The organism is Panacagrimonas perspica, from assembly GCF_004364935.1.
GTDB classification, from domain to species: Bacteria; Pseudomonadota; Gammaproteobacteria; order Nevskiales; family Nevskiaceae; genus Panacagrimonas; species Panacagrimonas perspica.
The window spans coordinates 871653-892281 of sequence record NZ_SOBT01000008.1 but is presented as its reverse complement, the minus strand read 5'-3'; the positions used below and the strand labels follow the sequence as shown (position 1 = coordinate 892281).

General features: G+C 66.0%; 21 protein-coding genes and 1 tRNA gene. 7 read left to right on the top strand and 15 right to left on the bottom strand.

Going from position 1 to position 20629, the window contains the following annotated elements; genetic code table 11:
• Nucleotides 1–35 precede the first annotated feature (35 nt).
• Nucleotides 36–653, top strand: a complete 618-nt coding sequence (locus DFR24_RS03935; protein ID WP_246051505.1) for a TetR/AcrR family transcriptional regulator — start codon at nt 36–38, stop codon at nt 651–653.
• A 98-nt stretch (nt 654–751) separates the two neighbouring features.
• Here the strand turns inward: DFR24_RS03935 and DFR24_RS03930 are convergent, their stop codons facing one another.
• Complete coding sequence (locus DFR24_RS03930; protein ID WP_133880022.1) at nt 752–1645, bottom strand: hypothetical protein; 894 nt, start codon at nt 1643–1645, stop codon at nt 752–754.
• 1 nt (nt 1646) lies between these two features.
• Between DFR24_RS03930 and DFR24_RS03925 the strand changes: the two genes are divergently transcribed.
• Together DFR24_RS03925 and DFR24_RS03920 are read left to right on the top strand one after the other, a co-directional pair.
• The gene (locus tag DFR24_RS03925; protein WP_133880021.1) at nt 1647–2828 is read left to right on the top strand and encodes a pyridoxal phosphate-dependent aminotransferase; all 1182 of its coding nucleotides are present in this window, start codon (nt 1647–1649) and stop codon (nt 2826–2828) included.
• 78 nt (nt 2829–2906) lie between these two features.
• Complete coding sequence (locus tag DFR24_RS03920) at nt 2907–3683, top strand: ferredoxin--NADP reductase (protein ID WP_133880020.1); 777 nt, start codon at nt 2907–2909, stop codon at nt 3681–3683.
• Nucleotides 3684–3757: 74 nt separating this feature from the next.
• On the opposite strand, the gene DFR24_RS03915 is transcribed toward DFR24_RS03920, so the two are convergent.
• From DFR24_RS03915 to DFR24_RS03870, 10 genes are all read right to left on the bottom strand, one after another.
• Entirely contained in the window at nt 3758–4105 is a 348-nt protein-coding gene (locus DFR24_RS03915; protein ID WP_133880019.1) for a hypothetical protein, read from the bottom strand.
• A gap of 140 nt (nt 4106–4245) precedes the next feature.
• Entirely contained in the window at nt 4246–5511 is a 1266-nt protein-coding gene (locus DFR24_RS03910) for a tetratricopeptide repeat protein (RefSeq protein ID WP_133880018.1), read from the bottom strand.
• A 69-nt stretch (nt 5512–5580) separates the two neighbouring features.
• Nucleotides 5581–5955: a hypothetical protein gene (locus tag DFR24_RS03905; protein WP_133880017.1), complete on the bottom strand. Its 375-nt coding sequence runs from the start codon at nt 5953–5955 to the stop codon at nt 5581–5583.
• Nucleotides 5952–6272, bottom strand: a complete 321-nt coding sequence (locus tag DFR24_RS03900; protein WP_136249414.1) for a hypothetical protein — start codon at nt 6270–6272, stop codon at nt 5952–5954. Before DFR24_RS03900 ends, DFR24_RS03905 begins: the two co-directional genes overlap by 4 nt.
• Before the next feature lie 65 nt (nt 6273–6337).
• Nucleotides 6338–7039: an anti-sigma factor family protein gene (locus DFR24_RS03895; protein ID WP_162851026.1), complete on the bottom strand. Its 702-nt coding sequence runs from the start codon at nt 7037–7039 to the stop codon at nt 6338–6340.
• Between the two features lie 4 nt (nt 7040–7043).
• A complete protein-coding gene (locus DFR24_RS03890) occupies nt 7044–7643 on the bottom strand; it encodes an RNA polymerase sigma factor (protein ID WP_133880014.1) in 600 nt (199 codons plus the stop codon).
• Nucleotides 7644–7843: 200 nt separating this feature from the next.
• Nucleotides 7844–7919, bottom strand: a tRNA-Asn gene (locus DFR24_RS03885).
• A 121-nt stretch (nt 7920–8040) separates the two neighbouring features.
• Nucleotides 8041–8841: a metallophosphoesterase family protein gene (locus DFR24_RS03880; protein ID WP_133880013.1), complete on the bottom strand. Its 801-nt coding sequence runs from the start codon at nt 8839–8841 to the stop codon at nt 8041–8043.
• A 170-nt stretch (nt 8842–9011) separates the two neighbouring features.
• Nucleotides 9012–9956 carry a DUF808 domain-containing protein gene (locus DFR24_RS03875; RefSeq protein ID WP_133880012.1) on the bottom strand — a complete coding sequence of 315 codons (945 nt, stop codon included), beginning with the start codon at nt 9954–9956 and terminating at the stop codon, nt 9012–9014.
• Between the two features lie 46 nt (nt 9957–10002).
• Complete coding sequence (locus DFR24_RS03870; RefSeq protein WP_133880011.1) at nt 10003–10629, bottom strand: hypothetical protein; 627 nt, start codon at nt 10627–10629, stop codon at nt 10003–10005.
• A 163-nt stretch (nt 10630–10792) separates the two neighbouring features.
• On the opposite strand from DFR24_RS03870, the gene DFR24_RS03865 reads away from it, so the two are divergent.
• Nucleotides 10793–11335: an HD domain-containing protein gene (locus DFR24_RS03865; protein WP_133880010.1), complete on the top strand. Its 543-nt coding sequence runs from the start codon at nt 10793–10795 to the stop codon at nt 11333–11335.
• A gap of 98 nt (nt 11336–11433) precedes the next feature.
• On the opposite strand, the gene DFR24_RS03860 is transcribed toward DFR24_RS03865, so the two are convergent.
• Nucleotides 11434–14727 (bottom strand): penicillin acylase family protein, encoded by a 3294-nt coding sequence (locus tag DFR24_RS03860; protein ID WP_162851025.1) that lies wholly within the window; start codon nt 14725–14727, stop codon nt 11434–11436.
• A 198-nt stretch (nt 14728–14925) separates the two neighbouring features.
• On the opposite strand from DFR24_RS03860, the gene DFR24_RS03855 reads away from it, so the two are divergent.
• Nucleotides 14926–15303: a limonene-1,2-epoxide hydrolase family protein gene (locus DFR24_RS03855; protein ID WP_162851024.1), complete on the top strand. Its 378-nt coding sequence runs from the start codon at nt 14926–14928 to the stop codon at nt 15301–15303.
• A 37-nt stretch (nt 15304–15340) separates the two neighbouring features.
• Entirely contained in the window at nt 15341–16426 is a 1086-nt protein-coding gene (locus DFR24_RS03850) for an LLM class flavin-dependent oxidoreductase (RefSeq protein ID WP_133880007.1), read from the top strand.
• Between the two features lie 51 nt (nt 16427–16477).
• On the opposite strand, the gene DFR24_RS03845 is transcribed toward DFR24_RS03850, so the two are convergent.
• Nucleotides 16478–17179 carry a hypothetical protein gene (locus tag DFR24_RS03845; protein ID WP_133880006.1) on the bottom strand — a complete coding sequence of 234 codons (702 nt, stop codon included), beginning with the start codon at nt 17177–17179 and terminating at the stop codon, nt 16478–16480.
• A 166-nt stretch (nt 17180–17345) separates the two neighbouring features.
• Here DFR24_RS03845 and DFR24_RS03840 point away from each other — a divergent pair, with 166 nt between their 5' ends.
• The gene (locus DFR24_RS03840) at nt 17346–17714 is read left to right on the top strand and encodes a VOC family protein (protein ID WP_133880005.1); all 369 of its coding nucleotides are present in this window, start codon (nt 17346–17348) and stop codon (nt 17712–17714) included.
• A 54-nt stretch (nt 17715–17768) separates the two neighbouring features.
• On the opposite strand, the gene ppsR is transcribed toward DFR24_RS03840, so the two are convergent.
• On the bottom strand, nt 17769–18587 hold the full coding sequence (ppsR, locus tag DFR24_RS03835; RefSeq protein ID WP_133880004.1) for a posphoenolpyruvate synthetase regulatory kinase/phosphorylase PpsR: 819 nt from the start codon (nt 18585–18587) through the stop codon (nt 17769–17771).
• Nucleotides 18584–20257, bottom strand: a complete 1674-nt coding sequence (locus DFR24_RS03830) for a cation:proton antiporter domain-containing protein (RefSeq protein WP_133880003.1) — start codon at nt 20255–20257, stop codon at nt 18584–18586. Before DFR24_RS03830 ends, ppsR begins: the two co-directional genes overlap by 4 nt.
• Nucleotides 20258–20629: the final 372 nt, after the last annotated feature.

Below are 20629 nucleotides of genomic sequence, written 5' to 3'. Positions count from 1 at the left end.
TATCCTTTCAAGGGCTGATGCAGAGGAATTGGGTCATGGTGGTCACAACCCGTTCAAGTCGGGAGAAAAAATCACCGGAGACGGCGGCGCGGCCCAGTGCGCGCGACCGCATCTTCGACGCCGCGCGTGAACTGTTCTATCGACAGGGCATTCGTGCGGTCGGCGTCGATTCCATCGCGCACGAAGCCGGCGCGACCAAGATGAGCCTCTATCGGGCCTTCGAGGGCAAGGACGAGCTGGTTGCGGAGTGCCTGCGCGAATCGCGTGAGGAGTTCTGGCGCTGGTGGGATGCCACCGTCGCACCGCACGCCGACGATCCGCGCGCAGCCTTGCTCGCGCTGTTCGAGGCGCAGACACGCAAGCAGAAGGCGCAGAACGATCGCGGTTGCCCGATTGCAAACGCGGCGATCGAACTCACCGACGACGCCCACCCGGCGCGCGAAGTGGTGCTCGACTACAACCGTGAGAAGCGTCGCCGGCTGCACGAACTGTGCAGCCAGTTGGGCGCGCGGGATGCGGAAATCCTCGCGGACTCGTTGCATCTGTTGATGGATGGCGCCTGTGTTTCGCGGATCACTCTGGGCGCCAACGGGCCCGCTGCGAATCTGCTGCGCGCTGCGCAGGCGTTAATCGACGCTGCTCCGCGCGCGTAAACGTAGCCCGGGCGAAGCCCGGGATTCCCCTCACATGCAGAGCGCAACCCCGGGCTTCGCCCGGGCTACGAGCGGGTTGATCCGCAATTTCTGCGGACTCAGGGCGACACTTCGATCACCGATTCAGCCCCGCTCTCGATCTGGATCTGCGTCCAGGCCTCCAAGCTCATGCCGATCCCTTGTTGGCCCGACGGCGTCTCGAACGACTGCAACTCCCCGGCCGCAATCCCCTCGCCCGGTTGTCCGCTGCCGGTCCGCACCCGATAGCCGAGTCGCCGCGCCTGCCAGGAACCCGCGCGCGCGACATTGGCCGCAACCCGTTCGGCCTCCGAAGCCTCGTCGTACGACCGCACGTAGACCGTAGCGCCGGGACCCACCAGTTCGACGACGTAGTTGTCGTGACGCTCGGCATTCCCGGGATTCGAGCGCGACATCCCCGACTCCCGGTTCACGCGGATCGGCCGGTATTCGACGCGCACCGTCTGGAATTCGCCAAATTTCCATGCCTGCCTGCGACCCAGCCCGAGGATTCGAGCCGACTGCGCGACCTCTTGCGTGGAGCGATCGACGACGAGCTTGCGATCCAGCAGTGCGTAGAACACTCCGGCGCCGCAGATCACCAGCACCAGCGCGAACATGAGTCCTCGCGCCAACCTGGGCGGCCACGGCCGCAGCAGGAAAAGGCCGCCGGCCAGCAGCAGGCCGAGCGACAGCACGAAGAGGAACGGCGCGCCCGTCTTGGCGTCGGCGAAGACGATCGCAGTCTGGGTCGGGTCCATGCGGGGGAGAGAATGGCGATTCGATGGCGGGATGCCGCCCATCATTGTCGCAGCCGTGCCCGCGCAGATCGACTCGTCCCGCGCATTGCGACCACCGGCACGGCAGCGGCCCGTGCCGCCGAAATGCCGCCCGATCTCGGCGCAGAGGTAGGCCTCGGCGCCTACATCCATTACCATTGCGCGCCGTTTTTCTCCCTTCACTTGGGGTGTCATCGTGGAACTGCCTCTGGCCCAGCGCATGGGCCGCATCAAGCCTTCTCCCACCCTTGCAGTCACGGCCAAGGCCGGTGAACTGAAGGCCCAGGGTCTCGACGTGCTGTCATTGGGCGCCGGCGAGCCGGACTTCGACACGCCCGAGCACATCAAGGCCGCGGCGATCGACGCGATCAAGCGCGGCTTCACCAAGTACACGCCGGTCGGCGGCACGCCTTCGCTGAAGAAGGCGATCATCGACAAGCTCAAGCGCGACAACCAGCTCGAGTACAAGCCGGGCCAGATCCTCGCGTCCTGTGGCGGCAAGCAGAGCTGCTACAACCTGTGCATGGCCGTGCTCAACGCCGGTGACGAGGTGCTGATCCCCGCGCCGTTCTGGGTCAGCTATCCGGACATGGTGCTGCTCGCTGACGCCACGCCGGTGATCATCCCGACGACGCAGGCCGCGCGCTTCAAGATCACCGCCGAGCAGCTCGAGCGCGCCATCACGCCGCGCACGCGCATGGTCTGGATCAACTCGCCGTCCAACCCGTCGGGCATGGCCTACACGCGGGCCGAACTCGCCGAGATCGGTGCGGTGCTGCGCAAGCATCCGCAGATCGTCATCGCGACCGACGACATGTACGAGAAGATCCTCTGGGCGGCGGAACCGTTCGCGAACATCATCAACGTCTGCCCGGACCTGTACGACCGCACCGTCGTGATCCACGCGGTCTCGAAGACGTATTCGATGACCGGCTGGCGCCTGGGCTTTGCGGCCGGCCCGCAGAAGATCATCACGGCGATGGCCGACATCCAGAGCCAGTCGACGTCGAACCCGACCTCGATCTCCCAGGTGGCGGCCGAAGTCGCACTCAACGGCGACCAGACCTGCGTCACCGAGATGTGCAAGGCCTTCAAGGGCCGGCACGATCGCCTCGTGGCCGACCTGAACTCGGTGCCGGGAATTTCCTGCGCCTCCGGCGACGGCACCTTTTACGTCTTTCCTAATGTCGAAGGACTCATCGCAAAGTTGGGCGTGAAGGACGATCTCGAACTGTCCGACAAGCTGCTCAAGGAAGCGTTGGTCGCACTGGTTCCGGGCTCGGCCTTCGGCACACCCGGTCACGTGCGTCTGAGCTTCGCGACGAGCGACAAGGTGCTGCAGGAGTCGGTCGCGCGCCTGCGCAAGATCGCCGCCTGATCTCGTCCATGCGGGGGACGGCACGAAGCCGCCCCCGCGTCGAAACTTCATCCGTCTTCATTCGATTCAGGGGTTGATGTGGCTGCCATCGGTACCGAGAAGGTTCTTTCCATTCACCATTGGAACGACACGCTGTTCTCGTTCACGACGACGCGCGATCCGGCGCTGCGTTTCGAGAATGGCCATTTCGTGATGATGGGGCTGCAGGTCGATGGCCGGCCGCTACTGCGTGCGTACAGCATCGCCAGCGCCAACTACGAGGAGAACCTGGAGTTCTTCAGCATCAAGGTCGAGAACGGCCCGCTGACGTCGCGCCTGCAGCACATCAAGGTCGGCGACGACGTGCTGGTCAGCCGCAAGCCCACCGGCACGCTGATTCTGCATGACCTCAAGCCCGGCCGGCACCTGTACATGCTGGCCACCGGCACGGGCCTCGCGCCGTTCCTATCGCTGGTGAAGGATCCCGAGACCTACGAGCGCTTCGAGAAGGTCGTGCTCGTCCACGGTGTCCGCCAGGTCGACGATTTCGCCTATCACGATCATCTTTCGCAGGATCTGCCGAAGCACGAGATCCTCGGCGAGGAAGTCAGCAAGAAGCTGATCTATTACCCGACCGCCACGCGCGAGCCGTTCCGCAACAACGGACGCCTGACGGAGCTGTTCGAGAGCGGCAAGCTGACGCGCGACATCGGCCTGCCCGATCTGAATCCGGAAACCGATCGCGCGATGCTGTGCGGCTCGCCGGCAATGCTCAAGGACACCGCCGCCCTGCTCGACAGCCGTGGCTTCCAGATCTCGCCGCACATCGGTTCGCCCGGCGACTACGTGATCGAACGCGCCTTCGTCGAGAAGTAGCGCCGGATCGCGGCAACACGCACAAAAAAAATCGCCCGGCCAAGCCGGGCGATTTTTTTACGACCGATCCGAACTTAGAAGTTCAGGAAGATCGGAGTGACCACCGGGATGTAGACAGCCGTCGCGAGCGGCGCGAAGGCCTGCATCAGCTTCACCGTCGTCGGGATGGCGTCGAGACCTGCCAGGATCTGCGTGGCCGGAATCGGCACCGCCGGCAGCGGGACCAGACCCGGGAGGGCGACCGCAGGCAGCGCCGGCAGGACCAGGAGCTGACCATGGTTGGTGCCCAGCAGGCCGGTGACGACCGAGCTCACCAGACGATCAACGGGAGCCAGCAGACCATTGAGACCCACCGGACCCGCAGCGGAAGCATGTGCGGAGACGAGCAGCAGAGCAGCGGCAGAAAGAACACGAAGGCGCATCTTTTTTCTCCTATCTATTGTTTGGAAATACGTGACGATCTAATCAGGTCCCTATACCAAATGATCGACCTCACTGCGGATTTTAAACGGTTGGCGTCCAGAAAGGGTTCCCTCCGTACGTACGAAATTTCGAGAACCCCTCAAAAGTAGAAGCGCAGCCCGGAATAGAGCCGTTCGGTGGTGTAGTTGAAACGTGAATCACTCGACCGGTTCTGCAAGCGGTTGGCCTCCACCAGCAGCTCCCAGCGGGAGTGCAGCCGGAACGCCGTATCGATACCGATATCCCGCGCTTCGTCCTGCCGCTGCGTGGGGTAATCGCTTTCGATATAGCGGCCCCAGGCCCGAACGACCCAGCGGCCGAGCGCGAGTCGCAGCCGCAGCGAATAGCGGTCCTGCTTCGGGGACAGGCTTGCCGCGAAGCGGTCGTTGATCAGGTGCCGATACCCGAAATTGACGCTCAACGGCCTGATTCCAGCGTCCACCGAGCCCCCGAAGCTGTAGCGCGAGCCCTCCAGACCGTTGGCGCGATCGTCCATCGGCTCGAGCCGGCTCCAGCCGCCATCGACGTTCACACGCACGCCGTCCGCGTCGATCACCGGGGCCTGCAAGCGAATGTCGAGGCTGCTCTGGTATCCGTTGTCCCCGACCGCGAGGACGCCGACCCCTGCGTCGATCAGGATCGGCCCGCGCCAATCTACGCCGGCCTCCAGCGCGGCGATGTCGCCGGGCTGGATGTCGTCGTATTCGATCGCCAATCCAGTGAGGCGATAGCCCAGGCCCGGTACCGCATCGCCGAGCGCACCCGCCCATGCCAGGCGCGCTTCGGTGAACTGGTCGCGTCGCGACGACGGCAGATCGCTGATCGAACCGACCGGCACCACGACATTGCTGTCCCAGCCGCGCAGCACCGACAGCGATCCCTGCGCCGCCACCGTGTCGGCTGGCGACGTCTCGCCCGCCGCGCGGTCCAGCGCGCGCCTCGCCAGCGCCCGCAGGCCCGCGTCACCTGCCTGGTCCGAGACTCGGCGAAACCAGCGCGCAGCTTCTTCGTTGTCGCCATCCGCCAGCGCCACCAGCCCGCTGTTGTACCGCGCCAGGTCGGCCGTCTCCGGGTCCTCGGCCGCCAGCGCAAAAGCCGCGCGCGCGGCCTCGTAGCGCTGCAAACGGTAATTGACGACACCCAGATTGAAGTACAGGCGTGCGCTCTGGTCACCGGCTTTCTCGGCGGCCAGGAATTGAATGAGCGCTTCGTCGTAGCGCCCCGCGCGCGTCAGGGCCACGCCGGCTTCAAAGGAATGTTCGAAGGGCGCCGGTGCCGCTTCGGCAGCCAATGGGAGGGACCAGAGCCCGACCGCCAGCGATCCGATGCAGGCGGCGACCCACGCCCCGCTCATGCCCGTCGCCAAAGGATTCCGTGTCCTGCCGATTGCGTCGTGCGGGCGCCTGCACCGAGCCCGATCGACGCGCTCAGGGGACTACTCGCGTCGCTCGCGCGCTCGTTCCCGAACGTCTCTCCGACGATCCTGCTCGGCTTCTTTTCGCTGTTCGACCCATTCCTCGTAGCGTAGCAGCGGCAGCGCGGGCGCCACACGTTCGACGACGCCCCCGACGACTCCGCCCACGCCCCCGAGTACCCCACCGACCGCCCCGCCCACCGCGGCCAGTGGGCGCCGCTCGACCGGAGCACGCTCCAGCGCCACACCGGGAATCGCGATCCGGTTGACGATGCGCTCGTCGATGCTGTCGTTTCTGCCCAGCACGTCGATGGTCAGGTCGAGGCCCGACGCATCGTTCGCCTGGGCCACCGGTAGCCCGAGCCCCAGCGCGAGAAGGACGAAGCCGCGCGTCACTGAATCACGACCGGCAGCATGAGGGTGGCGGCTCCGGGCACCGAAATCGTCGTCCCGGCATAGGGGTCGGTTGCCGAACCCGCCCCGTCGTCGCGCGGCATCATCATCTGCCCGGCATCGCGTGGCGCCGAATACTCGGGAGCGGCCCGCTCGGCCACGCGCTGGCTGCTGCCGTCCTGCATTTCCGTCAGCGAGCAGGCCTTGCACACCCGGATCTTCGGGCTGTCCTTGGCGATCGGCTGCATCGGCTCTTCGAGGATCGACGCGGCGTCCGCCGCGATTGCGTACGTCGACATGCCGGGCACGCCCGTCATCATCGTGACCAGCGCCAGCGCCGTGTGCCGCCATGGCCGCCCATTCGCCCTGCCCGGCAGGAGCAAAATCATGCCTCGGCGTCCCGCTTGTGCGAGGCCACGCCAGGCGTCGGCGGAACGCTGACCAGACTGGCCTCGAGATGCCGCTCGAACGTACCCCACGACACCCGCGTGGCCATGCGGCCGGCAGCGCCCGCCTGCGCCAGCAGCGGCAGCTCAAGGACATTCGGCCCCTTGCGCAGGCTGCCTTCCCAGGTCATCGCGCGAATACCCGGCTGACCTACGAGGGAAACATGGTCCGGCAGTTCGACGCTGAAGCGGACCCCTTCGAAATCGCGCGGCGCCTCGATGCGCAGGCGGAGTGACTGCACCTGGCCGGTGGTCAGCGCATACGTCTCGATCGCGGGCGGCGCCACCGCGACGATCTGGCCAGCCGGGATCCCCGGTTCCTGCCGCAACAGGACGAAGGCCACGACCGCGAGCGCCGCCGAAGCCGCCACGGCCGCGATCTGCATGTCGTGACGGCGCAATTGGCGCCGCCAGCTCCGGTCGGCCAGACGCGCAACCTGCAGGGCCTCGCTGGCGAACCGCGGCCGGGCCGGCGGAACCGGCAGCTGGCGCAGCGCGCTGCGTCGCAGCCGCTCCTCCGCCAGCAGGGCCCGGCACGCCGGGCAGCCACCCGCGTGGCTCTCGAGCGCCGCGACGCCATCGGCGTCCCGGCCACCGTCGAGCCAATCGTGCAGCGAGGTTTTGAAGAGTGCGCAGTTCATAGAGCTATCCCAGCAGGGATAACGCATTGGAGGCCGAAATGGTTTCGTCGCCCCGAGTCAGAATTTCGCGCAACCGGGTCCGGGCCCGGTGGACGCGGGACTTGAGCGTCCCCAAAGGCTGCGACAGAACCACCGACAGCTCCTCGAGGGTGTAGCCCTCGACATCGTGAAACAGGATGACGGTGCGCTGGTCCTCGTTGAGCTGGGCGATGGCGGCCAGCAACTGCTCCCGCAATTGCATGCCGATGGCCTGCCGCTCCGGGTCCGCCTCGGGATTGGGGTCCGGCTCGTGTTCGCCGAACTCCGCCTCTCCCGAATCGAGGGTGGACAGGTTCACCGGGGCAAGACGCTCGCGTCGCCATCGATCCACGTACTCGTGGTACAGCACGCGCGCAAGCCAGGGTCGCGGTTTATCGAGCCGGGCGATCTCGCCCTGCATCCGGAAGAGCTTCACCAGCACGTCCTGCACGAGGTCCTCGGCGGAGTGCGCGCTGCCAGTGAACCGGTACGCAAGCCGATAGAGGTGATCGACATGCGGCGCGAGCAGCGTCTCGAACGACGCCTTCGGCCGCTTCGACCTCCATCGATTGAGAAACTCCGTCATGGAGGCACTTTAGCGCGGCGGCGAACTCCCAGTGGCGGTCGAAACGACCTGATCCGGCCATCACCGGAGAGGACCCGGACACGGCCAGGAGGCGCGGCCAAGGCAGCGGAAAACCTGCGCCTGACGACGACGGTGCGGCGACGAGGACCCCGGAAAACAAAAAGCACCTGAAGGCTGGACCTTCAAGTGCTCGTTGTTAATGGCTCCGTGACCAGGACTCGAACCTGGGACCCAGTGATTAACAGTCACTTGCTCTACCGACTGAGCTATCACGGAACGGTGGGGCCGCGATTCTAGTGTCCGATCCCGGGACGTGCAACGCGAATTTCGATTCGATCCATCGCGCTCGCCCGGATCCGGGTTCTCCGCGGGGAGCCTGCGGGCTCCAGTGGCTCCCTCAGTGCGCCCGCGCGGCGGCCTTCTGTCGTGGCACGTCGACGACAAACCCCGGCTCGAAATCCCGGTTCTCGTTGGCTCCGTCCTTGCGATAGCCACGCGGATTGCAGACGACGCGCGTACCACGGACGTGATAGTCGAACGAATCGTGCATGTGGCCATGGATCCACAGCGCGACGCGGTCCTCGCCCATCAGCGACTCGGCGTCGGACACGAAACAGGCATTGAGCGGCGAGCCCTCGTACTTCGGGTGGATGCTGCGCAGGCACGGCGCGTGATGCGTGATCACCACGGTCGTCCCGTCGAAGGGCACGTCCAGAACCGATTTGATCCAGGCGGCGTTGCGCGCGTAGTGCTCGGCGCTCACGGTGGGCGTGAACAAGGCCGTGGAGTCGTCGTCGATGCGTATGCGCGAGAAATCACGGACCAGTTTGATCGCGAGCCGCTCGGCGGTTGCGCACGCCTCCGCATCCGCGGTCACGTCGAACGAAGCAAAATCGGTCCAGAGCGTGCTGCCGACGAATCGCACGCCGCCGATCACGGTCGTTTCGTTGTCCAGCACGATCACATTGCTTCCGCTCGCCAGCTCCTTGAGCCGGCGTATCGTTCCGACGAGGCTGCCGCCGTAGAACTCATGGTTGCCGGCAACGTAGAGCACCGGCTTGCCGATGCCCTTGGCGAAGCTCATCGCGGCATCCGGCCGCGCGATGTCGCCGGCCAGCACGATCAGATCGGCATCGCTGCGTGGCGGCTCGAAGGGCGCCATGCTCAGGTGCAGATCGGACACCACTCCCAGCTTCATCAGCAGCATCTCCGCGACCTGTTTTCGATACGTTGAAGAAGTGAGGCCGGGCCCGGATGTCCGGCGAATTCCGTCCCGGATTCATCCACGGATGGCTCGACTCGCACGGCCCGCGTCGCAGAAATCATCCGATCGGATCCGCTGGCGCCAGGGCGGCAACGCCGCTGACGTCACACCGCCGCCGGCGTCCCGCGCTTGAACAGCCGTTGCCCCACCGTCAGCACCAGCACGATCAGACCGCCCGCCACGATGCCGACAAGGGCACCGAGCAAGGTTGGTGTCAGAGCGGCCAGCACGCCGCCAACGCCGGGCCACGCAGCGACGATTTCGGTGGTGTGCTCCACACCGTGATGCAGCGCCGGCACGCCGTGCACCAGGATGCCGCCGCCCACCATGAACATCGCGGCCGTACCGACGACGGACAAGGTCCTCATCAGCACCGGCGCGAACTTCAGGATGCCCTGCCCGAGCTTGCGCTTGGCCGCGCTCGCGGTCTGGATCAGGTGCATCCCCAGGTCGTCGAGCTTCACGATGCCGGCGACCAGGCCATAGACACCCACGGTCATGATCACGGAGATGCCGCCGAGCACCAGCACCTGGCGCATGAAGGTCGCGTCGGCGACGGTGCCCAGCGAGATCACGACGATTTCCGCCGAGAGGATGAAGTCGGTGCGCACCGCGCCCTTCACCTTGTCGCGCTCGAACGCCACCATGTCCACCGCCGGATCGACCACGGCCTCGACCAGCTCCTGATGGTGAGCCTGGTCCTCGGCCTTCGAGTGCAGAAACGAGTGCACGATCTTGTGGAAGCCCTCGTAGCAGAGAAACGCGCCGCCGAGCATCAGCAGCGGGATGATCGCCCAGGGTGCGATGGCGCTGATCCCGAGCGCGGCCGGCACCAAGATCAGCTTGTTGATCGCCGAACCCTTGGCCACGGCCCACACCACCGGCAGCTCGCGATCCGCCTTCACGCCGGTGACCTGCTGTGCGTTCAGCGCGAGGTCGTCGCCCAGCACGCCCGCGGTCTTCTTGGCCGCCACCTTGGTCATCACCGCCACGTCGTCGAGGATCGTGGCGATGTCGTCGATCAGAGTCAGAAGACTGGAGGCGGCCATCGGGTTCAGGCAGTGAGGTGGGGAGAACGGGCGAATCTGGCGGGACTCAGGAGCAGCCTTCGACGAAGAAGATCGCCGGCGGCACGCCGATGCGCCATCGCGTGATCGTACCGTCGGGCGAGGTTTCGAACACCAGCCGCGCGTCACCGCCGCCTTCGGGCGTGACGATCAGCGTCTTGGCGCCTTCGACATATTTGTGCGGCTGCAGCTCGACCCGGGTGCCGTGCTGCTCGATCACCCGGGCCATCGGATCGCCCACCACGGCGCCGCCCGGCGCCGGATAGTTCGCGGTGCCGATGTCGTAGCGCGCGAACTTGCCGTCGACCAGCATGAACGACACGCCCTTGCCCTGTGCGCGTGTGGCGAGCGGTTCGGCGAACAACTGACGGCAGTCCTCGGAACCTGCGGCCTCCAGCGGTCTGCCCCAGGCGATGCGGACGGACTCCTCGGCCTCGCCGAAGCGGGCGGGCCCGAATCCGTCGAAGCGCGTCACCTCCGTCACCGGAGGCGGCGCCTGCGTGACCGCCGGTTCCGCGGCCGGGACCGGAGCGCTCTCCGCTGCGGGCGATGCGCCGGACACCGGACCCGAAGACGATTCATCCGCTTTCTGACACGCGGCGAGCGAACACAGCAGCAGGCCGAGCAGGCCGTATCGAACGGTGACGGACTTCACGGGATCGATTGCTCCGAGCCGCGTTCGCGGCGCGCATGGGGGCCTCGATTGTGCCACCCCTTGTTTCGATCACCGCCGGATCGAGCCGAGGGCGGATGCAACCCGAACCGTCTCCGGTCGCAGCCGCCGCCTACAATGAGCTTGCCTTCACTGAGGAGTGATCATGGCCGTCGTCACATCCATCCCCATCCTGGACCAGTTGCTGGAAACGCGTTCCGACCTTTTCGGCGCCGACCTGGTCCCGTATCGCAACCACAACTACCGCGTCGCCAATTTCTGTGTCGAGCTGGCCGGCGGCGTCAGTGACGAGCAACTCGAGAAGATCGGCATCGCGTGCGCGTTCCACGACATCGGCGTGTGGACGCACAAGACCCTCGATTACCTCGAGCCTTCACGCGATTTCGCGCAGAAATATCTTTCGGACATCGGCAAGTCCGAATGGGCGCCGGAGATCGAAGCGATGGTCGTCGAGCACCACAAGATCCGCGGTGCGGGTGCGAGCGCCGGCCCGCTGGTCGAGCCGTTCCGCAAGGCGGACTGGATCGACGTGTCGCTCGGCCTGCTCAAGTTCGGTCTGCCGTCCGCATTCGTTTCCGAAGTGCGCACGACATTCCCGAACGCGGGCTTCCACAAGCTGCTGATGCGTGCAGCCGGGCGTCAGCTCCGCACCGACCCGCTGCGCCCGATGCCGATGATGCGGTTCTGACGAAAGCAGCGAATCCGTAGCCCGGACGAAGTCCGGGATCTCGTTCAACAGCACGAAGAGACAAACCCGGACTTCGTCCGGGCTACGGGGGCGCGTCGCTAGCGACTTTCGCGGATCTCCGCGGCCTGGTGGAACGTCGGCCGGTTGATCCAGTGAATGATCGGCGGCGGCTGGAATGCGAACGAGGTGTGCTCCACCGCATCGCAATCCTCGACGACGCCACAATCCGCTCCTTTGGCATAGACGAGCTGGCGACCGTCCCATGCCGCCTGATTCGAAACACCGCCCAGATCGGCGAGCGCCTGGTCGAGCGCGGTCAGCACGGCAGCGCGACAGACCGCCGGGTCTCTCGAGTTGGCGCACTTGAGCGCGCGATAGTCGACGCGGCCCGACGTGCCGAGGGCCGTCTGCATCAGCCGCTTCATGTGCTGGAACCAGCCTTCCTGATACGCAGAGCCCTGCGCGCGCGGTGCGTCATAACGTGCCGCCAGCACCGAGGCGCCATCGGCTTCGATCGCCGAGAGCTGCGGCGTCACCGTTTCCATCAGGCGCAGGTACCACGCGTCCATCAGCACCACGGCGGCCTCGTGATCGTAGTGACCATCGTCATCGCGATCGCGCCGGAAAGCACCCAGCCCCGAGGTTTCGTCAATCCAGTTCGCCGAACCTTCGCCGACCCAGGCATCCATCAACGCCAGCGCGGCGCCCTGATCGGCGCTCAGCGTGCCTTGTCGCGCGAGCTGCAGGATCAGCGGCAGCACATCGAATCCGCGCAGGTCGGTGAACGCTGCATCGCCCGCCACCTCGATCATGCTGGCCAGATCGTGCTTGCGCCCCGAAGCCTTGAATGCCGCCAGACGCTTGCGCAGGCTCTCGACCCGATGCGTCGGTCCGTAGGTGCCGTTGCCATCCGCCGCCCACCAGCCGGGCGCGCCGGAGTTGTTCCAGTTCGCCATGTATCCCTCGGGCGGATTCACGTCCTGGATGTGCGCTTCCAGCGGCAGGAAGCCCGGCCAGTCGTAGTAGCCGTCCGTGTCGACCACCGTTGGATACGCGCGGCTCGGATACGGCAGTGCGCCGTTCGCGGCATTGCCGCCGTAGGTCGTGAAGAAGCTCGCTGGCAAGGATTGGTCGACGACCCACTCGAAGTTGCCATCGCCCCAGACCGGCAGTTCGGGGTTGTGCTGCGGATGACGCTTCGGATACAGGCCCGACTGGAAGAAGGCGATGTCGTTCTTGTCGACGTACAGCCAGTTGAATGTCGCCGTCATGCTGTTGAACAGCTTCTTGAAGCGCTGGTGATCCATCTGCAGGCCGGTGGTCGTCAGCAGTGCGAACGGCGCGGCCGTATCGACGTCGGCAAGGAAGCTCGAACGCTGACGCGAGATCACGACCGGCTCGCCGTTGACGGTGGCGGTTCCCGATACCGGACCGTAGTGCGTCCTGAGCACGTAGCGGCTGACGGTCTCGGGTAACGGCAGACCGCCGAGCGCGATGCTCGCCACGGTTGGATTCGCCATCCAGGTATCCAGACGGCGGTAGAGGCGCACGCAGGTTCCCTTGTAGAGATAGCCGTCGGCATCGACGAAGCCATCGCCGTCGGCGTCATCACGCGAAGGCGGTGAACCATCCAGGTTGCAGAGCTTCGATACGCGCGTGTCCGTGAAGTCCGATCCCGCGGAGGTCGGCGTCCATGCAAAGTCGAGCCCGTGTCCGATCACGACGTACGGAAGATTCACCGTCGTGATGCCGCGCGCTGCGAACTCATACGGCGTGCCGCCACGACTGACCACCGCGGATTCCCACAGCAGCTGCGGTGCGTAGTAGCCCGTCTGCGGACCGCCGACGAGGATCGGATGACCACTCTTGGTTTCGCTGCCCGCCGCGGCGATCCAGTTCGACGTGGTCTGCGGCATGCCGATTTTTTCGAGGAAGGCATGGCGACTCGCGCCCGCATCGGCCGACACACGCAGCGTGCCCTTGCCCGCGTTCACGGCGGCCAGCATCGGCGGATGCGCCTGATCGCGCGCCGCCGTGGGAAAGCCGGGCAGCGCACTCAGGCCGGCCTCTCCCAACTTGTCCAACAGCGCGCCGGGCACCACGGTCGTGAGCAGCGATTCGACGATACCGGTCAGACCGACGTGCGATTCGAGCACGTGACCGCGAAAACTTCCAGTGTCCCAGATCGCGACGCCCGCCGGCAGATTCATCGGGCAGCTCTCGTCGAGCGTGCCCGGCGACTGCGTCGCGAAACGTTGCCGCGTCGTGTGCGGCGTGTCGCTGGTGTCCGCGTGGCGCAGGTCGCGCCACATCTCGCAGGCAGCCTTGGGCAGCATCGTCGCACCACCGGTGATGCCCGGATCGAGTGCCTGCAGCAGCTGCACGTTGCGCGCCTCGCCGCCACCTCCCAGTCCCAGCGCGGACTGGATCAGCACGGCGTTGGCGACGATGTCGGTCACCGTGAACGGCGCCGGCGGAAACGTCGCGCGGCTGCCGACACCCAGGCCCAGGGTCATGTACTCCTTCGGGACTTCCAGAAGGCCCTCCACCGTGGAGAGATACGTGATGTAGGCGTTCATGCCCGCGACGAACATCTGCGTGTCGCTGAGAAACATCGGGCCGAGCGGACCGAGTTTCGCCACCGCGTTGTCGACGATGCCGGCGAGTTCGGCCTCGCTGTAGGCCGAGTCCGACGCGAACTCCAGGTCCAGCCCGTACGTCATCGGCGCCGGTCCCAGCTTCTCGCTGGCGCGGCCACGTCCGAGGAAACGCAGCAGGTCGAACAGCCACAGCCGGTCCTGCGCGGCGGCGAAACCCATTCCGAACTCGGCCGACGCGCGATCCTGCGCGTCAATGTAGGGCACGCCCCAGCCGTCGCGACGCAAGGTCGCGGTCTTTCCATTGGGCGCGGTCAGCGTCCGCGTGGAGACCGCCTCGGCCGCCGTGATCGTCAGGCCTGCAGGCTTGAAGTAGTTGCAGGCCTGGTCCGAACGCTTCTGATGCGCGGCGATGTTCGGCGGCGGCACACAGGTATCGGCCTTCAGCGGCGTGCGGGCATGCGCGAGGTTCTCGTACATGTCGAGCTGGTCGCGGTAGTTCGGACCATAGGAAATCTGCGGCTGGCCGGGGATTGGGCCTCCGATGCCGCCGATGGAATTTCCAGTGCTGCCCGGCGGCACGATGCTCATGAACACGTTGGCACCTGGCGCATCCGGCGTGATGCCATCGCCGCCACTGTCGCCGCCATCGCCCGACCCCGCGCCCACCCGGCTTCCCGGGAAAGGGTCGCCTCCACTTCCCTCGCAGGCAGCGAGGGTCACGGCCAGGCCGACGACCGCGAGCAGCCGGGTTGCATCCACGCCGCGGCGGCGAAGAAGATGGGTCAAGCACATGGTTCTATCCTCCGGTGAGCCACCGCCGCCACGTTGCATCGGTGGTCGGCGAATGGCTTCTGTCGTTCTATTCGAACCGGCGCGCGAGTTCATCGCCAGACGTAGGGCCAATTTTGCTGCTGCCCCGACGGATTCCGGTTCATCGGTCCGGACGAGGCAGCGTCACGGAACCATCAATCATTCATGGAGAGAGAACCGATGAAATCCATCGACGTCGTGAACCGCTTCTTCGCCGCCTGGGGCCCCACCAACGGATACAAGACCGCGATCCCCGAGTACTTCACGTCCGATTGCGTCTACGAGAACGTGGGCCTGTCGCTGACGACGGGCCCGACCGAGGCGCTCGGATTCCTCGACGCCTTCGCGCAGCAGCTCGGCTTCGCCAGCCTGACCGTCGACATGCGCTGCATCGTGGCCGACGGCGACCTGGTGCTGACCGAGCGCGTCGATCACCTGTTCGACGGCACCGGACGCCGCCTCGCCAGCCTGCGCGTCAGCGGCACGTTCGAACTCAAGGGCGGACGCATCAGTGCGTGGCGCGACTACTTCGATTCGGCCGCACTGAAGCCGGGATAATACGAACGACCGCCCACCCTTTCGCTGGAGCACGCGCATGCAGATCGGTCACTTCACGATGCCTTCCCACCCGCCCGAGCGCGGCCTCAAGGCCGGGCACGACTGGGACCTGCAGGTCCTGCGCTGGTGCGACGAATACGGTTTCACCGAAGGCTGGGTCGGCGAACACCACACCGCGCCGTGGGAGCCCAATCCCACGCCCGATCTGCTGCTCGCGCAGGCCTTCCTGCAGACCAAGAACATCCGGCTCGGACCCGGCGGCTTCCTGCTGCCGTATCACCACCCCGCGGAACTGGCGAACCGCGTCGCGATGCTCGACCACCTGTCCGAAGGCCGTCTGAACTTCGGCGTCGCGGCCAGTGGCCTGCCCAGCGACTGGCACCTGTTCAACGTGGACGGCATGTCGGGGCAGAACCGCGACATGACGCGCGAAGCCCTCGAGATCATTCTCAAGCTCTGGACCGAGGACGAGCCGTTCACGTACGAAGGCAAGTTCTGGAAGGTCAACAAGCCGGGCACGATGTTCGACGTGCTCAAGCCGCACCTCAAGCCGGTGCAGGCGCCGCATCCGCCGATCGCCGTTGCGGGCCTCTCCAAGGGCTCCGACACACTCAAGCTCGCCGGCGAGCGCGGTTACATCCCGATGAGCCTGAACCTCAATCCGGCGTACGTCGCCAGCCATTGGGAGTCAGTGGAGATCGGCGCCGCACGCACGGGCCGCACGCCGAGCCGTCGCGACTGGCGCATGGTGCGCGAGGTGTTCGTCGCCGATACCGACAAGGAAGCCTGGGAACTGTCGGTCAACGGTCCGATGGGCCGGATGATGCGCGAGTACTTCCTGAAGCTGTTCGGCTCCTTCGACGCGCTGCAGTACTTCAAGCACGACGCCAACGTCCCCAACAGCGACGTCACGGCCGAGTACTGCGCCAAGCACAACTGGATCATCGGTTCGCCCGACACCGTCACGCGGCGCATCGAGGAGATCTACCACGAGACCGGCGGCTTCGGCACGCTGCTGGTGTTCGGCTTCGACTACGTCGAGAACCCGCGTGCCTACCAGCGCTCGCTGCAGTTGCTGTCGCAGGAAGTGATGCCGCGACTCAAGCACCTCGTGCCGAAATAGGCGGACTTCACGCCTGGGGCGGGCGACGCGGACGCGCGGCCCGCCATCGCTTCACCACGACGGCTTCTGGAACTGGGTGACGTAGCAGTCGCCATCCAGGCAGAGCATTGGGTCGCGGGTCTTTGGATGATTGCGCTTCTCCAGCGGATAACGACTCACGGCCCCGGAATCGGAGGTCGCCGTGATCACCCCGCCCGCCACCGACCAGCGCCCCGCGTCGGTGCTGCTGCCGTTGGTGCCACCCCAGGCACCCGGCGCGTAGGCGCTCATGCTGCTGTCGGATTGATAGCGATAGCGCCCGTCGCTCCCCAGTTCGAAGCAGCGGCTGGACTGGCTGCCGCCGCCCGACACGGCGTTGAAGCTGGCGACGTGGCACCAGCGGCCAGCCATCGAGGCATCGATCCCTCCTTTGCCCGCTGCGGCGGCGGATCGTGACGCAGGTGCGGCGGCCGCCTTCGACCTGGCGCCTCGATCGAGCGTGACGGCTGCGTCGAGATCGCCGCCGCTGACGATCATCCGATCGCCGTTCTGCTGGATCGCGTAGGCCATCGTCTCGCCGTCGAGTTCGACCATCAGCATCTGGCCCATCTGCTGGTACCGGATCGGATCGCCGTCGAGCGTCCCAGTGCCGTCCGCCTTCAACTCGATGACGAGCGCCTCGCCGTCCAGCGTTCCGCGCCAGATCCCGACCAGCCCCGACGCAAGTGCCACCAGCGAATACGCGAACAGGCCAAAGGCGATGAGCAGGCGCATGACGGACCTCCGCAGGACGGGCCTGCGCATCCTCCCGCGTACAGCCGGGTGAAGCCAAGACGGCGCGAGACCATTACCTCCGGCATCAAGTCGCGATTTGCATATCGACTTACACTTCGCGGCATAAGAACCCCATCACCTGCGACACCCAACCGGAGAGAGAAAGATGATCGCGTACGCCACCCTCGGTACCAACGACCTGCAGCGCTCGGCCAAGTTCTACGACGCGCTGCTCGGCGCCCTCGGCGCGAAGCGCGCCATGGAATTCGATCGCATGATCATCTGGGCCACCGCGCCGAACGCGCCGATGCTCGGTGTCTGCACGCCCTTCGACGGCAAGCCCGCCAACAGCGGCAACGGCACGATGGTGTCGCTTGGCGCCAGCAGCAAGGAACAGGTCGACCAGCTCTACAAGAAGGCGCTCGAACTGGGCGGCACCGACGAAGGCGCCCCGGGACAGCGCGGCCCGGCGTTCTACATCGGCTATTTCCGGGATCTGGACGGCAACAAGCTGAACCTGTTCTGCCCTACCTGAACCGAGCAGCGGATCGCGTGCTCGATGGCACGCGATCCGCCTTGCAGGTGCGGCTCAGCGCTGCAGCTCCTTCTCCTGGATCACCACCGCCGCGATCTCCTCGATCGACCGGGTCGCCGTACTGACGTACGGAATGTTGTGGCGCTGGTAGAGCCGCTCGGCCTCGCGCAGTTCGAACGAGCACTGGGCGAGCGACGCGTATTTCGATCCCGGCCGGCGCTCGTTGCGCACCTGGTGCAGGCGCTCCGGGTCCGACGTGAATCCGAAGCAGCGATCCGCCAGGCCGTCGAGTGACTTCGGTAGCTTCTGCTGTTCGAGATCGTCTTCGGTGATCGGAAAATTGGTCGCGAAGATGCCGTGCTGCAGCGCCAGATACAGCGTGGTCGGCGTCTTGCCGCAACGCGAAGGCGCGATGAGGATCACCTGGGCGGCCGACATGTCGCGGGTCGACTGGCCGTCGTCGTGTTCCATCGCGAAGTTCATCGCATCGATGCGCGCGTTGTAGCGCCGCTGGTCATGCGCGCCGTGCGCCCTGCCCTGCGCATGCGTCGACTTCAATCCCAACTCGGACTCGATCGCGTGGATGTAGGTGTCGAACAGATCGGCGAACAAGGCCTTCGACGTGCGCAGGATCGCGCGCACCTCCTCGTTGACGGTGGTCGAGAACACCATCGGGCGCAAGCCGCTGGACGCGATGAAATCGATGTACTCGACGGTGCTGCGCGCCTTTTCGACCGTGTTGATGAACGGCAGCGTGATCTTCTTGAAATCCACGCCGTCGAATTGCGTCAACAGGCTGGCACCGAGCGTCTCCGCGGTGATGCCGGTGCCATCGGAGAGAAAGAAGACGGTTCGCGTGGGGGAAGCGTTCATGCGGAGACCCGGGAATCGCGCGTCACCAGGCGGCTCATCGCGTGGCCCAGTTCGTTCTCGGCGATCAGGACTTCGAGCGCACCGTTGTCGCGGAAGTATTCGCTCTCCACCTCGTCGTCGGCGCGCACGACGATGTCGATCGTTGGGTTGGCCGCCTTGATCAGATCGAACACACGGCGCGCCTCGTGGATGTTGGGGATGGCCAGCACGACCAGGCGCGTGCGATCCAGCGGCGCCTGCGTGATCAGGTCGGCCGTCGAGGCGTCGCCGGAAATCACGTGGATGCCGCGCTTGCGCAGGCGTTCGACGGTATCCCGGTTCTGCTCGACCACCGTGAACGGAATGCCCGCCTTCGCCAGATCCTTGCCGACGGTGCGACCGACGCGTCCATAACCCACGAGCACGACCTGCCTGGTTTCGACGAGCAGCGAATCGGCTGACGTCACCGGCGTGGCAGGCACGTCGTCGGCCTGCCGGCTGGCGATCCAGTCACTGAGACGAAAGACGACCGGATTGAGCGTGATCGACAGGATCGCGCCGGCGAGAATCAGATCGCGCCCTTCCGGAGGCAGCAGGCCCAGGCTCAGCCCGAGGCCAGCGAGGATGAACGAGAACTCGCCGATCTGGGCCAGGCTCGCCGACACCGTCAGCGCCGTGCGCAGCGGATGCCGCAGCAGCAGCACCAGCGCCATCGCGGCCAGCGTTTTTCCGATCATGATGATGGCCAGCACCATCAGGACCTTGAGGGGCTCGGTCCACAGGATCGCCGGATCCAGCAGCATGCCGACCGAGACGAAGAACAGCACCGCGAAGACGTGTTCAAGCACCTGCACCTGGCTGGAGAACCGATGCGTCAGGCCGGCTTCGTTGACCACCACGCCAGCGAGGAAGGCGCCGAGCGCGAACGACACGCCGAATCCCACGGCGGCGCCATAGGCCAGGCTGATCGCCACCGCGGTCACGAAGAGCGTCGCCAGTTCCGCGGAGCCTGATCGGGTCAACTGCGCGGACAGCCACGGGAACAGGCGCAGGCCGATGACGTACATCAGCGCGAAGAAGATCGCGATCTTCAGGAACGTCAGCGCGACCGTCACGGCCAGCGATTCGCCGACACCCGGCGCGTGGCCGGGCGTGCCGCCGAGGAAGCCGGCGAACGCCGGCAGCAGGATCAGCGCGAGCACCATCACCAGGTCCTCGACCACCAGCCAGCCCACCGCGATCCGGCCCTTCACGCTGTCGACCAGTCCGCGTTCCTGCAATGCGCGCAGCATCACCACGGTACTGGCGACAGAAAGCGCCAGGCCGAAGACCAGCGCCGCCCCGATCGACCAGCCCCAGACCCGCGCGGCCAGCACGCCCAGGCCGGTGGCCACGGCGATCTGGACGACGGCGCCCGGCAGCGCGATGCGGCGCACGGCCCAGAGATCACGGATGGAGAAATGCGTACCGACGCCGAACATCAGCAGGATCACGCCTATTTCGGCCAGTTCCGACGCGATGCTCGAATCCGCAACGATGCCGGGAGTGAACGGCCCGACGACCACGCCTGCCAGCAGATAACCGACCAGCGGCGGCAAGCCCACCCGCGAAGCCGCAAGGCCCGCGATGAAGGCGATGCCCAGCCCCATTGAAACGGTTCCGATCAGGGGCAGGTCGTGTTCGACGGTCATCGTGCTGTCTGGCTCCTGCGCTGGGTGACGATAAACTGGATCGGCTCGGGTCTCTTTCGCGTTCCGACGAGCGCCGGACGCGGTGCTGGAACATTGCCGACAGTTTCAGGGTTCCTCGTGATCGAATCCAGTCCGGGGCCTTGGTGGGGCCGCGAGCCACGGCCGCGCAGACCCTCGCGGCAAGCCGGCCGGCGCGGAACTTCCCGCATAAAAACCCCATGACACTCCTCTTTTGCGATCTGCAAAGGGCCGGTCGAACCGGCTTGCAGGGCGCAGGAAACGCCAAATCGGATCTTCCGGGCGGTTAGAATCGCGGCGCACGCGGCCCGCCGCGCGCCCCTCCCACATCCAGGAAATTCAAAGAGTGAGCTC